Here is a 13,609-nt window from a genome sequence, read left to right as displayed (position 1 = left end):
GGCTTGCCCGCGATGGCGTTGGATCAGCCATATAAATGTCTGCTGATCTGCCGCTATCGCGGGCAAGCCCGCTCCCATACTGCTTTGTGGTGTATCCGAAACTTAGACCAGGATCGAAGTGCCGGTCATCTCTTTCGGTTTCTCCAGCCCCATCAGCTTCAGCATGGTCGGCGCCACGTCCGCCAGCACGCCGCCTTCGCGCACTTTCAGGTCGCGCTTGCCGACGTAGATGAACGGCACTGGCTCGGTGGTGTGGGCAGTGTGGGCTTGCCCTGTGGATTCATCGGACATCTGCTCGCAGTTGCCGTGGTCGGCAGTGATCAGCGCTTCGCCGCCGACTTTTTCCAGCGCGTCAACGATGCGGCCGACGCACAGGTCCAGGCATTCCACCGCCTTGGTGGCAGCTTCGAGGTTGCCGCTGTGGCCGACCATGTCACCGTTGGCGTAGTTGACCACGATCACGTCATAACGCTGGTTGTCGATGGCGTCGACGATTTTGTCGGTGACTTCCGGCGCGCTCATTTCCGGCTGCAAGTCGTAGGTGGCGACCTTTGGCGACGGGATCAGGATGCGCTCTTCGCCCGGGAACGGCTCTTCGCGCCCGCCGGAGAAGAAGAAGGTCACGTGGGCATACTTCTCGGTTTCGGCGATCCGCAGCTGGGTCTTGCCGTTTTTCGCCAGGTAGTCGCCCAGCACGTTTTCCAGGCTGCCCGGGGCGAAAGCCGACGGGGCCGGGATGTTGGCGGCGTATTGGGTGAGCATCACGAATTCGACTTTCGGCTGGCGCGCGCGTTCGAAGTCCTTGAAACCGGCGTCGACGAAGACGTGGCTCAGCTCGCGGGCACGGTCGGCGCGAAAGTTCATGAACACCACGGCGTCGCCGTCTTCGACTTTCACCGGCTCGCCGATGGTGGTGGCCTTGACGAATTCATCGCTCTCGCCACGCGCGTAGGCGGCTTCCAGGCCTTCCTGGGCGGTGGCGGCGTTGAATTCGGCCTGGCCGTCGACGATCAGGTTGTAGGCCTGTGCCACGCGGTCCCAGCGGTTGTCGCGGTCCATGGCGAAGTAACGGCCGACCAGGCTGGCAATGCGGCCCTTGCCCAGGGCGGCGAAGGTGGCGTCAAGCAGCTCGATGGAGGATTGCGCGCTTTTCGGCGGAGTGTCGCGGCCGTCCAGGAAGGCGTGCAGGTAGATTTTGTCGGCGCCGCGCTTGAAGGCCAGCTCGGCCATCGCGATCAGGTGGTCCTGGTGGCTGTGCACGCCGCCGTCCGAGAGCAGGCCCATGAAGTGCACGGCCTTGCCGGCCGCGACGGCTTTATCGACTGCTGCGCAGATGGTCGGGTTCTCGAAGAAGTCGCCATCGCGGATCGATTTGGTCACGCGGGTGAAGTCCTGGTAGACCACTCGTCCGGCGCCGAGATTCATGTGGCCGACTTCCGAGTTGCCCATCTGGCCATCCGGCAGGCCCACGTCCATGCCGGAACCGGAGATCAGGCCGTTGGGAACGGTGGCGACCAGGCGGTCGAGCACGGGCTTCCTGGCCGCGTATACGGCGTTGTCGTGGTGGCTTTCACTGTGTCCAAAGCCATCGAGAATTATCAGGACCAAAGGTTTAGGCGTAGTAGTCATAGATCCTCTCGCGGCGTTAATAAAGGAAGACAATTGAAAAGGGAGTGGCAGTTTAAAGCGAAGTTCCGACCACGTCACCGCTTTACGGGGGTTGGCCCCCCTTGGCGGCTGTGTATACTTACCGCCATTTTAACGCCCTGGAACCTCCTTGATGGTTGATCACCTGATTGCATTTGCCACTGCCCACTACCTGCTCGCGGGTGCCTTCGTCATCCTGCTGGCGCTGCTGATCGCTCATGAATTGAGCCGCGGTGGCCGCAGCCTGAGCACGTCGGAGCTGACCGCGCTGGTCAACAAGGATGAGGCCGTTGTCGTGGATATCCGTGCGGCCAAGGAATTTGCCGCCGGTCATATCGTTGGCGCCCTGAACATTCCGCAGGACAAGCTGATCGCGCGCCTGGCCGAGCTGGAAAAATACAAGGCCAAGACCATCATCCTGGTCGACGCCCAAGGCCAGCACGCCGGCACCCACGCCCGCGAGATGCTCAAGAGCGGTTTTACCGCCGCCAAACTGTCCGGCGGTATCGGCAGCTGGAAGGCCGATAACCTGCCGCTGGTGAAGTGATATGAGCCAGGTTGTCGTGTATTCCAGCGATTGGTGCCCTTACTGCATGCGGGCCAAGGCCTTGCTGGAGAAAAAGGGTGTTGCCTTCGAAGAGATCAAGGTCGACGGCAAGCCCCAGGTGCGCGCCGAAATGGCCCAGAAGGCGGGGCGCACGTCCGTGCCGCAGATCTGGATCGGCGCCAAACATGTCGGTGGATGCGATGACCTGTTCGCCCTGGAGCGCGCGGGTAAACTCGATGCGCTGCTGCTCGTCTGACTCCCAACCCCTAAAAGACCCCAAGATCAAGGATCTGAGATGACTGACCAACAGAACACCGAAGCAGCAGAAGCTCAAGGCCCACAATTCTCGTTGCAGCGTATCTATGTGCGCGACCTGTCGTTCGAAGCGCCGAAAAGCCCGGCGATCTTCCGTCAGGAATGGACCCCAAGCGTTGCGCTGGACCTGAACACTCGCCAAAAGGCACTGGAAGGCGACTTCCACGAAGTCGTGCTGACCCTGTCGGTGACCGTCAAGAACGGCGAAGAAGTGGCCTTCATCGCTGAAGTGCAACAGGCTGGCATCTTCCTGATCCAGGGCCTGGACGAAGCGTCCATGAGCCACACCCTGGGCGCGTTCTGCCCGAACATCCTGTTCCCGTATGCCCGTGAGACCCTGGACAGCCTGGTCACCCGTGGCTCGTTCCCGGCACTGATGCTGGCGCCGGTGAACTTCGATGCCCTGTACGCCCAAGAGCTGCAGCGCATGCAACAGGAAGGCTCGCCAACGGTTCAGTAAGCTGTTCTGAGCAACGACGCCGATCCAATGTGGGAGCGGGCTTGTGTGAGAGCCGGTTTTCTGTGGGAGCTGGCTTGCCTGCGATAGCGTCACCACGGTGTTTTTGAGACACCGAGGTGCCTGCATCGCGGGCAAGCCCGGCTCCCACAGAAGCCCGGTTGCCACACAAGCCCCTCCCACATTTTGTTTTGGGTGTTACTTGAACCCCAATTGCCGCCAGCCTTCGTAAACCGCGACGGCCACGGTGTTGGACAGGTTCAGGCTGCGGCAGCCCTCGCGCATCGGCAAACGCAGGCGATGGCCGTCGGGCAGGGCGTCGAGCACCTCGGCCGGCAGGCCGCGGCTTTCCGGGCCGAACAGGAAGGCGTCGCCTTCGGCAAAGCTGGCGTCATGGAACGGCCGCGAACCCTTGGTGGTGAACGCGAACAGGCGTGGATGGCCCAGGCTTTCCAGGCAGCTGGCCAGGTCGGCGTGGCGCTGCAGGGTGGCATACTCGTGGTAGTCCAGGCCGGCGCGGCGCAGGCGCTTGTCGTCCATGTCGAAGCCCAGCGGCTCGATCAAATGCAGGTGGCAGCCACTGTTGGCGCACAGCCTGATAACGTTGCCGGTATTCGGCGGAATTTCTGGTTGAAAAAGGATGACGTGAAACATGCACGGCTCCGAAGGCAAAGATGCGCTGCATTCTACCCCTGAAGAAGACCCCAGGCCGAAGCTATTCCCGAAGGTCATGGGCTCGTTGGCGATTGTTGGCCTCATGATCGGCCTGATGATCGGCCGCCTGACCACCCCTGACCCGGTCGAATTGCAGCAGATCGAGACAGTGGCAGACGGCGTGGTGGTGTGGTTCAACAGCGAACCCAAGCTGCACGGCGAGTTGGTTGATGGCACCGTGGCGCTGCTGTTTGATGCGCAAGGCAAGGCGGCCGGTGGGCAACTCAAGGTCAACGATAAGGATGTGAACTGGCGCGTGCGCAAGACCGATGGCGGCTTGCTGCTGAACCTGGTGGCGGCTCGGCCATTGCGCGGGGAGTGGAAAGGGGAGAAGGCCGATGGACGCTGGCGGCTGGAGATCCATCTCCAAGAGCAATAAAAGAGGGAATCCCCGGCCTGCCTGTACCAAGGTCCCCAAAACGGGCTGGGGCTATGGGCGCTGTGCCACATAAGCCCCGGGTGTAAAGAAGGGAGTTCCCGGCCTGCCTGTACCAGGGCTCCCAAAACGGGGTGAAGCCATTACGGCTTCGGTGTTAAAGAGGGAATCCCCGGCCTGCCTGTACCGAGGTTCCCCAAAGCGGTGTGGAGCGCGACGCGATTCGCATCAAGCACCCCGGGTGTAAAGAGGGGATTCTCGGCCTGCCTGTACCAAGGTCCCCGAAACTGGGTAGTACAAGGGTTATTGCAGGGCGCGTGCCAGAGTTTGCAATGTATGCCAAAAAAAATTGCCAAAAAGCGCAAAGCCCCGGAATACGGGGCTTTGGTGTTTTTGCGATTTGGTTTTTTCTTAATCAGGCGGCTGTTTTGCGCTTGGTATACGTGCCCGATGCCGGTTCATGGTGCATTGAAGCGGTGCACAGTCGTTAGTCTGGTACAAAACAAATGTGGGAGCTGGCTTGCCTGCGATGGCGCTGTGTCAGTCGATACATCCAGTGACTGACACAGCGCCATCGCGGGCAAGCCCGGCTCCCACATTAGATCTTCAGTGGATCAGGGATGAGTGATCAGGCCTCATCACCTTCGTCATCATCCCCGCCATCGACCTTCATCCCCAACTCCTTGATCTTGCGCGTCAGGGTGTTGCGGCCCCAGCCCAGCAGCACGGCGGCATCGCGGCGGCGGCCGGCGGTGTGTTTCAGGGCGGTTTCGATCATGATTCGCTCGAAGGCCGGTACGGCGCTGTCCAGCAGGTTCGACTGGCCGCGAGCCAGGGCCTGGTCGGCCCATTGGCGCAGCGCCTGTTCCCAGTTGGTCACCGGCGCCGAGTCCTGTGGCAGGCTCAACAGCTCCGGCGGCAGGTCGCTGATGTGCACTTCGCGCCCGGAAGCCATCACCGTGATCCAGCGGCAGGTGTTCTCCAGCTGGCGCACGTTGCCTGGCCACGGCAGGTTCTTCAGGTATTCCTCGGTCTCGCTCTTGAGCAGCTTCGGCTCGACGGCCAGCTCCTGGGCGGCGCGGCTGAGGAAGTGGCGGGCGAGGGTCGGGATGTCTTCACGACGGTCCGACATCCGCGGAATATGGATGCGGATCACGTTGAGGCGGTGGAACAAGTCCTCACGGAATTTGCCCGCGTGCACCAGGGTTTCCAGGTTCTGGTGCGTCGCGGCGATGATACGCACGTCGACCTTGACCGGCGTGTGCCCGCCGACGCGGTAGAACTCACCGTCTGCCAATACACGCAGCAGGCGCGTCTGGGTGTCGGCCGGCATGTCGCCGATTTCGTCGAGGAACAACGTGCCGCCGTCGGCCTGTTCAAAGCGTCCGCGACGCAGGTTGGCTGCGCCGGTGAAGGCACCTTTTTCATGGCCGAACAGCTCGGACTCCATCAGGTCCTTGGGGATCGCCGCCATGTTTAAGGCAATGAACGGCGACGCGGCCCGTGGGCTGTGACGGTGCAGGGCATGGGCCACCAGCTCTTTACCAGTACCCGACTCGCCGTTGATCAGCACGGTGATGTTGGAGTGGCTCAAACGCCCGATGGCGCGAAACACTTCCTGCATCGCCGGCGCTTCGCCGATGATTTCCGGGGTGCGGGTCAGGGCGGGTGGCGCTTCCTGGTTCTGCTGTTCCTGGGCGTGCTGGTTGGCGCGCTTGACCAGCGCCACCGCCTCGTCCACATCGAACGGCTTGGGCAGGTATTCAAAAGCACCGCCCTGATAGGACGCGACAGCGCTGTCCAGGTCCGAGTGCGCGGTCATGATGATCACTGGCAGGCGCGGGTGCTGCTCGCGGATCCGTGCCAGCAGGTCCAGGCCACTGGCGCCGGGCATGCGGATGTCGGAGATGATCACATCCGGCTGCTGGCGAGCCAGGCGACTCATCACCCCGTCGGCGCTGTCGAAGCTCTGGGTGGTCATGCCTTCCTGTTGCAAGGCTTTCTCGAGGACCCAGCGGATAGAACGGTCGTCATCGACGATCCAGACAGTTTCACTACGGCTCATGTCGATGGGGCTCCTTGTTCCAGAGGCAGAAAGATCGAGAACGTGGTGTGGCCAGGATGGCTTTCACATTCGATCAGACCCTGGTGCTGGCTGATGATGTTCTGGGTGATGGCCAGGCCCAGCCCGGTACCGTCCGGACGGCCGCTGACCATGGGAAAGAAAATGGTTTCCTGCAGTTCCGCAGGAATGCCCGGGCCGTTGTCGATGATCTCGACCTTGGTCACCAGGCGATGGCGTACGTGGCCAATGGTGAATTGGCGCAGGGCACGGGTGCGCAGGCTGATGCGGCCCAGGCGCAGTTCGTTCTGGCTGCTGATGGCCTGCATGGCGTTGCGCACGATATTGAGCACTGCCTGGATCATCTGCTCGCGGTCGATCAAGACGTCGGGAATGCTCGGGTCGTAGTCGCGCACCAAGGTGATGCAGCCCTGGCTTTCGGCTTCGACCAGTTGGCAGACACGCTCCAGCACCTCGTGCACGTTGGTCATCGCCAGCGACGGCAGCTTGTTGGAGCCGAGCATGCGGTCCACCAGGTTCCGCAGGCGGTCGGCTTCCTCGATGATGACGTTGGTGTAGTCCTTGAGGTTTTCGTCCGGCAGCTCACGGGCCAACAGCTGCGCCGCGCCGCGAATCCCGCCGAGGGGGTTCTTGATCTCGTGGGCCAGGCCGCGCACCAGCATCTTGCTGGTTTCCTGCTTGGACAACTGCGCTTCCTCCTTGGTAATGCGCAGCAGGCGATCGCGGGGGTGGACTTCGAGCAGCAGCAGGGTGGCGCCGTTGCTCAGGATCGGGGTCACGGCGTAGTCGACGGTCAGCGTCTGGCCGGTCAGGGCCGTGAGCATCGCCTCGCGCTTGGTAAACGGGTGTGCCTGCTCCACCGCCTGGCGCAACGAGCTCAAGGCTTCGGCCGATTCGGTGAACAGCTCGCTGATGAACTGCCCATGGCTGCGCTGGCCGCTGATGGCCAGGAGCATCTCCGCCGCCGGGTTCATGTACTCAAGGCGCAGATCGTCATTGAGCAGAATGGTCGCGGTGGTCAGGTTGTCGAGTAGCAAACGGTGCAGTGCATCGCTGATGGTCATCAGGACCTCTTTTGGAGCATGGCGCGGGCTTGAGGCACACGCTGATACAAGGAAAATGCAAAAACCAAACCAAGGCTCCGAAAAGAAGCGTTAAAGCCCTGAAATAGGGGTTTTAGGCGCGAAACTGTGGCGTTCTGCCAGCTTGATCGGGAAGAATCGAACCAAAATGGGCTGGACAGGTGGGAAGGGTGCAGCCTATCGCACCAATATAGTGCGGTTTTGTGAAGGTTGTTCAGGAAGTGAGGGGATGACTTGAAAGGTTGCGCGCATGGAGGCGCTGGCTTGCCTGCGCTATCGCAGGCAAGCCAGCTCCCACAGTTTTGATGGGCTTGCAGCTTTTAGCCTTTGTGGATGCACAGCTCGGCGGTGGCGCGGATCATTGCCAGTTGGCGCAGCGGATCATTCAGTGGCTCGTGCACGGCTGAGGCGAGCCATTGCGGGCACTGCGCGTCGGTGCGCTGCGGGGTGAAGTCGGCGAGTTGCTGCAGCAGGCGTTTTTGCAGTTCATCCAGTTTCGGGCGGATCTGCTTGACCAGGTCCGGTCGCGGATCGTCCGGCGCCTTGCCCTGGAACTGCCAGTCGGACAGATGGGTGTACTGCACCAGTTTGTTCGCTTCGATCTGCGCCGAGAAAAACTGCTCGGCCGCGGCGGGCGCCAGCTTGTAGGTTGGCGCCTGGGCGATGACGCTGGCGATCACTTCTTGCTCGCGCTTCTTGTCTTCCACGGGCTTTTTGCTGTCCCACTTGCTCAGCGCGACCTGATCGGCAATCTCCAGGCGTTCGGCGATGCTGTTGAGCAAAGGCTCCAAGGTCGGTGGGGCGGCGAGTGCATTGGCGCTGATAAATAATAGGACAGAGGCAAGTCGAAGCTTCAAAGGCGATCTCCTGTGGGAGCGGGCTTGCCCGCGATGGCAGTGTCAGTCAATACAACAGGTACTGGATGCGGCGCAATCACGCGCGAGCCCGCGCCTGCATTTTTCATGATGTGCAGGCAAAAAAAAGACCTCCCGAAGGAGGTCTTTTTCATCACGCCACGTTACGCAGCGCTACCGGATCAGCAGCTGTAGTACAGCTCGTATTCCAGTGGGTGTACGAAGGTGCGTACTTTGATTTCTTCTGCGCTTTTCAGCTCGATGTAGGCATCGATGAAGTCGTCGCTGAATACGCCGCCTTTGGTCAGGAACGCACGGCCCTTGTCCAGCTCTTCCAGGGCTTCTTTCAGGCTGCCGCACACTTGTGGGATCTCTTTGGCCTCTTCAGGCGGCAGGTCGTACAAGTTTTTGTCGGCGGCGTCGCCAGGGTGGATCTTGTTCTGGATACCGTCCAGGCCGGCCATTACCAGGGCAGCGAAGGCCAGGTACGGGTTGGCTGCTGGATCCGGGAAGCGTGCTTCGATACGGCGAGCGCGAGGGCTGGACACGTAAGGAATACGGATCGAGGCAGAACGGTTGCGAGCCGAGTAGGCCAGCATCACTGGTGCTTCGAAACCTGGGACCAGACGCTTGTAGGAGTTGGTCGACGGGTTGGTGAAGCCGTTCAGGGCCTTACCGTGCTTGATGATACCGCCGATGAAGTACAGGGCGGTGTCGGACAGGCCGGCATAACCTTCGCCAGCGAAGGTGTTCTTGCCTTCTTTGGCGATGGACAGGTGAACGTGCATACCCGAACCGTTATCGCCGTACAGTGGCTTAGGCATGAAGGTAGCGGTACGGCCGTAGGCCACGGCAGTGTTGTGTACGCAGTACTTCAGGGTCTGAACTTCGTCAGCCTTGGCAACCAGGGTGTTGAACTTCACACCGATTTCGTTCTGGCCGGCAGTGGCCACTTCGTGGTGGTGCACTTCGATGACCAGGCCCATGTCTTCCATGGCGTTGCACATGGAGGTACGGATTTCGTGGTCGTGGTCGAACGGTGGAACCGGGAAGTAGCCGCCTTTGATACCTGGACGGTGGCCATGGTTGCCGCCTTCCACGTCCTGGTCGGACATCCACGAACCTTGTTCGGAGTAGATCTTGAACATCGAGCCGGAGATGTCGGACTTGAACTTGACTTGGTCGAAGATGAAGAATTCTGGCTCTGGGCCTACGAATACGGTGTCACCGATACCGGTGGACTTCAGGTATTCCTCGGCACGCTTGGCGATCGCACGTGGGTCGCGGTCGTAGCCCTGCATGGTCGAAGGCTCGATCACGTCGCACACCAGGATCAGGGTGGCTTCTTCAGTGAACGGGTCCAGCACGGCAGTGCTGTCGTCCGGCATCAGGATCATGTCGGAAGCTTCGATGCCTTTCCAGCCGGCGATGGAGGAGCCGTCGAACATTTTGCCTTCTTCGAAGAAAGCATCATCCAGCGCGTCGCGAGCCGGCATGGTCACGTGGTGCTGAGTGCCTTTTGTGTCCGTGAAGCGCAGATCAATCCATTTAACGTCATGATCTTTGATGAGTTGAACCGACTTCGACATGGTGTCCTCCGGGTGGCTTCGGGCTGGGGTAGTGGAGTTAGCCCTTAGAATGTGGGTGATGCCGGCGCGGATACTCCGCCATGGCAACCTGCCTCACAAGAGAGCAAATTGCATGCCAGTGCGCCAACATGGCCTTTTTGCTTCAAAATGGCCCCTATAAAGGTGCAATCCGCTGAAACGGAATAAATAGCGCACTGCAATGTAGCGTTAATTTCTATAAATGACCCGTTTTGGTGCGTGAAGCGGCTGATGCATATTAACTGGTTAAACCTTGAGCGATTTCCGCTATAATCCGCGCCCCCCTTTTTCGGCAGGCCCTGCGCGCGCTGTTTCCATGAAATTAATCGTTAAAGTCTTCCCCGAGATCACCATCAAGAGCCGACCGGTACGGACGCGTTTCATCCGTCAGTTGGCCAAGAACATCCGTGCCGTGCTCCGCGATCTGGACCCGGCTGTGGTGGTGAACGGCGTGTGGGACAACCTCGAGCTGGAAACCCGCGTAACCGACGCCAAAGCCTTGAAGGATATGACTGAGCGCCTGAGCTGCATGCCGGGCATCGCGCATTTCCTGCAGGTCGACGAGTACCCGCTGGGCGACTTCGACGACATCACCGAAAAGTGCAAGCAGCACTACGGCAGCGCGCTGGAAGGCAAGATCTTTTCGGTGCGCTGCAAGCGTGCCGGCAAGCACCCGTTCAGCTCCATGGATGTCGAAAAATACGTCGGCAGCAAGCTGCGTCGCGAGTGCGGCGCAGCCGGAATTTCCCTCAAGGCGCCGCAAATTGAAGTGCGCATGGAAATTCGCGACCAACGGTTGTTTGTGATCCATAGCCAGCACGACAGCATCGGCGGCTACCCGCTGGGCGCCCTGGAACAGACCCTGGTGCTGATGTCCGGCGGTTTCGATTCCACGGTGGCGGCCTACCAGATCATGCGCCGCGGCCTGATGAGCCACTTTTGCTTCTTTAACCTGGGCGGGCGTGCACACGAATTGGGCGTGATGGAAGTCGCGCATTTTATCTGGAAGAAGTACGGCAGCTCCCAGCGCGTGCTATTTGTGAGCGTGCCGTTCGAGGAAGTGCTGGGCGAAATTCTCGGCAAAGTCGATAACAGTCATATGGGCGTAGTATTGAAGCGTATGATGTTGCGCGCTGCGTCCCGAATCGCCGATCAATTGCAGATCGACGCGCTGGTGACCGGTGAAGCGATCTCCCAGGTGTCCAGCCAGACGCTGCCGAACCTGTCGATCATCGATTGTGTCACCGAGAAGCTGGTCTTGCGCCCGCTGATCGCCAGCCACAAGCAGGACATCATCGACCTGGCAGAGCAGATCGGCACCGCCGACTTTGCCAAGCACATGCCCGAGTACTGCGGGGTCATCTCGGTGAACCCCAAGACCCACGCCAAGCGTCATCGCGTGGAGCATGAAGAAAAAGAATTCGACATGGCGATTCTGGAGCGTGCGCTCGAGAACGCCAAGCTGGTCCCGATCGATCGTGTCATTGATGAACTGGGCCAGGATGTGCAGATCGAAGAAGTCAGCGAAGCCCTGGCCGGCCAGATCGTCGTCGACATCCGTCACCCGGATGCCGCTGAAGATGAGCCGCTGGAGATCGCCGGCATCGACGTACAAACGCTGCCGTTCTATGCATTGAACGCGCGTTTCAAGGAACTGGATAACAGCCGTCAGTACCTGCTGTATTGCGACAAAGGCGTGATGAGTCGCCTGCATGCTCACCATTTGCTCAGTGAGGGGTATGCCAATGTGCGCGTTTATCGACCGAGCTAAGAGCCCGGGGCTGTTTGCCTGTGGCCTGCGTCACCGGCCCCCCGACTCTGCCGTCAAGCTGTAACGGCAAGGCCTGACTCTACTGTTAATCGCTGCCACGACCTGTCAGCACACCGAATCCTCTGATCGAGATACACAAGTGATCGAAAATCTACGTAACATCGCCATCATTGCTCACGTTGACCATGGTAAAACCACCCTGGTAGACAAACTCCTGCGTCAATCCGGCACCCTGGAGCGCAACGAGCTCAACGACGAGCGCGTGATGGACTCCAACGACCAGGAAAAAGAGCGCGGTATTACCATCCTGGCAAAAAACACCGCTATCAACTGGAACGGCTACCACATCAACATCGTGGATACCCCGGGCCACGCCGACTTCGGCGGCGAAGTAGAACGCGTAATGTCGATGGTTGACTCCGTTCTGCTGCTGGTTGACGCTCAAGACGGCCCTATGCCGCAAACCCGTTTCGTGACCAAGAAGGCGTTCGAAGCCGGCCTGCGTCCGATCGTGTGCATCAACAAGGTTGACCGTCCAGGCGCGCGTCCGGACTGGGTTCTGGACCAGATCTTCGACCTGTTCGACAACCTGGGTGCCACCGAAGAACAGCTGGACTTCAAAGTCGTCTACGCCTCGGCCCTGAACGGTATTGCCGGTCTGGACCACACCGACATGGCTGAAGACATGACCCCGCTGTACCAGTCGATCGTCGACAACGTACCTGCGCCGGCTGTTGACCGTGACGGTCCGTTCCAGATGCAAATCTCCGCACTGGACTACAACAGCTTCCTGGGTGTTATCGGCGTTGGCCGTATCGCTCGTGGTCGCGTCAAGCCGAACACCCCGGTTGTCGCTATCGGCGCCGACGGCAAGAAGCGCAACGGTCGTATCCTGAAGCTGATGGGTCACCACGGTCTGCACCGCATCGACGTTGAAGAAGCGGCTGCTGGCGACATCGTGTGCATCAGCGGTATGGACTCGCTGTTCATCTCCGACACCCTGTGCCACCCGGACGCTGTCGAGGCGATGAAGCCCCTGACCGTCGACGAGCCAACCGTTTCCATGACCTTCCAGGTAAACGACTCGCCATTCTGCGGTAAAGAAGGCAAGTTCGTGACCTCCCGTAACATCAAGGAGCGTCTGGACAAAGAGCTGCTGTACAACGTTGCTCTGCGCGTTGAAGAAGGCGACTCGGCTGACAAGTTCAAGGTTTCCGGCCGTGGTGAGCTGCACCTCTCGGTACTGATCGAAACCATGCGTCGCGAAGGCTTCGAAATGGGCGTTGGTCGTCCTGAAGTGATCATCCGTCAGGTTGACGGCGTGAAGCAGGAACCGTTCGAAAACGTGACCATCGACACCCCTGAAGAATCCCAGGGCAAGGTCATGGAAGAGATGGGCCTGCGTAAGGGCGACCTGACCAACATGGTGCCGGATGGCAAGGGCCGTGTACGTCTGGAATACAACATCCCTGCTCGTGGTCTGATCGGTTTCCGTAACCAGTTCCTGACCCTGACCAACGGTGCTGGCATCCTGACCTCGATCTTCGATCGCTACGACACCATGAAGTCCGGCGACATGTCCGGCCGTCAGAACGGTGTTCTGGTATCGGTTGAAACCGGCAAGGCACTGACCTACTCCCTGGAAACCCTGCAGGCGCGTGGCAAGCTGTTCGTTGAACACGGTCAAGAGATCTACAACGGCCAGATCGTTGGTCTGAACAGCCGTGACAACGACATGGGCGTCAACCCAACCAAAGGCAAGAAGCTCGACAACATGCGTGCTTCGGGTAAAGACGAAACCATCGCCCTGGTTCCACCTGTTCGCTTCACCCTGGAACAGGCCCTGGAATTCATCCAGGACGACGAGCTGTGCGAAGTGACGCCGAAGTCGATCCGCCTGCGTAAGAAGATCCTGGACGAAGGTGAGCGTACCCGCGCTGCCAAGAAAGCCAAGAACTGAGTTAACTCAGGCTGAATGAAAAACGCCCCCGGTCGAAAGGCCGGGGGCGTTTTTTTATGCCTGCTTAGTGGGGGCGCCGGCGGCTTTTGTGGTGAGCGGGCTTGCCCCGCGTTGGGCTGCGAAGCGGCCCCTCCAGGAATCGGTGCGTTGTTTCAGGCAAACCGAGGTGTTTGGGTTTTGGGCTGCTGCGCAGCCC

At 60.0% G+C, this 13,609-nt stretch carries 12 protein-coding genes; 6 read left to right on the top strand and 6 right to left on the bottom strand.

Annotated features, from left to right (window positions below):
* Nucleotides 1–102: 102 nt before the first annotated feature.
* Nucleotides 103–1,629 (bottom strand): 2,3-bisphosphoglycerate-independent phosphoglycerate mutase, encoded by a 1,527-nt coding sequence (gene gpmI / locus QMX97_RS28905; protein WP_106805400.1) that lies wholly within the window; start codon nucleotides 1,627–1,629, stop codon nucleotides 103–105.
* A 151-nt stretch (nucleotides 1,630–1,780) separates the two neighbouring features.
* Here gpmI and QMX97_RS28900 point away from each other — a divergent pair, with 151 nt between their 5' ends.
* Genes QMX97_RS28900 through secB form a run of 3 tightly spaced genes read left to right on the top strand, consistent with a single transcriptional unit; the run spans nucleotide 1,781 to nucleotide 2,969 of the window.
* On the top strand, nucleotides 1,781–2,194 hold the full coding sequence (locus tag QMX97_RS28900) for a rhodanese-like domain-containing protein (protein ID WP_065899812.1): 414 nt from the start codon (nucleotides 1,781–1,783) through the stop codon (nucleotides 2,192–2,194).
* A gap of 1 nt (nucleotide 2,195) precedes the next feature.
* On the top strand, nucleotides 2,196–2,450 hold the full coding sequence (gene grxC / locus QMX97_RS28895; protein WP_065899814.1) for a glutaredoxin 3: 255 nt from the start codon (nucleotides 2,196–2,198) through the stop codon (nucleotides 2,448–2,450).
* Between the two features lie 39 nt (nucleotides 2,451–2,489).
* On the top strand, nucleotides 2,490–2,969 hold the full coding sequence (secB, locus tag QMX97_RS28890) for a protein-export chaperone SecB (RefSeq protein WP_065899817.1): 480 nt from the start codon (nucleotides 2,490–2,492) through the stop codon (nucleotides 2,967–2,969).
* 195 nt (nucleotides 2,970–3,164) lie between these two features.
* On the opposite strand, the gene QMX97_RS28885 is transcribed toward secB, so the two are convergent.
* Entirely contained in the window at nucleotides 3,165–3,620 is a 456-nt protein-coding gene (locus QMX97_RS28885) for a tRNA (cytidine(34)-2'-O)-methyltransferase (protein ID WP_010563141.1), read from the bottom strand.
* Between QMX97_RS28885 and QMX97_RS28880 the strand changes: the two genes are divergently transcribed.
* A complete protein-coding gene (locus QMX97_RS28880; RefSeq protein ID WP_282398032.1) occupies nucleotides 3,619–4,059 on the top strand; it encodes a hypothetical protein in 441 nt (146 codons plus the stop codon). The genes QMX97_RS28885 and QMX97_RS28880 overlap by 2 nt on opposite strands.
* A 625-nt stretch (nucleotides 4,060–4,684) precedes the next feature.
* Here the strand turns inward: QMX97_RS28880 and ntrC are convergent.
* The 4 genes from ntrC to glnA form a co-directional block, all read right to left on the bottom strand.
* Complete coding sequence (gene ntrC / locus QMX97_RS28875) at nucleotides 4,685–6,121, bottom strand: nitrogen regulation protein NR(I) (RefSeq protein ID WP_008435682.1); 1,437 nt, start codon at nucleotides 6,119–6,121, stop codon at nucleotides 4,685–4,687.
* The gene (gene glnL / locus QMX97_RS28870) at nucleotides 6,118–7,203 is read right to left on the bottom strand and encodes a nitrogen regulation protein NR(II) (protein WP_016979130.1); all 1,086 of its coding nucleotides are present in this window, start codon (nucleotides 7,201–7,203) and stop codon (nucleotides 6,118–6,120) included. Before glnL ends, ntrC begins: the two co-directional genes overlap by 4 nt.
* 338 nt (nucleotides 7,204–7,541) lie before the next feature.
* A complete protein-coding gene (locus tag QMX97_RS28865; protein WP_120447419.1) occupies nucleotides 7,542–8,078 on the bottom strand; it encodes a chorismate mutase in 537 nt (178 codons plus the stop codon).
* Between the two features lie 179 nt (nucleotides 8,079–8,257).
* Nucleotides 8,258–9,664, bottom strand: a complete 1,407-nt coding sequence (gene glnA / locus QMX97_RS28860; protein ID WP_065899824.1) for a type I glutamate--ammonia ligase — start codon at nucleotides 9,662–9,664, stop codon at nucleotides 8,258–8,260.
* Nucleotides 9,665–9,998: 334 nt separating this feature from the next.
* Between glnA and thiI the strand changes: the two genes are divergently transcribed.
* Together thiI and typA are read left to right on the top strand one after the other, a co-directional pair.
* Nucleotides 9,999–11,453 (top strand): tRNA uracil 4-sulfurtransferase ThiI, encoded by a 1,455-nt coding sequence (gene thiI / locus QMX97_RS28855; RefSeq protein WP_106805397.1) that lies wholly within the window; start codon nucleotides 9,999–10,001, stop codon nucleotides 11,451–11,453.
* A gap of 139 nt (nucleotides 11,454–11,592) precedes the next feature.
* Nucleotides 11,593–13,413, top strand: coding sequence for a translational GTPase TypA (gene typA / locus QMX97_RS28850; protein WP_058423717.1), 1,821 nt, complete (start codon nucleotides 11,593–11,595; stop codon nucleotides 13,411–13,413).
* Nucleotides 13,414–13,609 lie beyond the last annotated feature (196 nt).

Source organism: Pseudomonas sp. PS01298 (assembly GCF_029959745.1).
Classification (GTDB): Bacteria; Pseudomonadota; Gammaproteobacteria; order Pseudomonadales; family Pseudomonadaceae; genus Aquipseudomonas; species Aquipseudomonas aylmerensis.
Note: the sequence above shows the minus strand (reverse complement) of the source record. Positions and strands in the feature narration are given on the sequence as shown.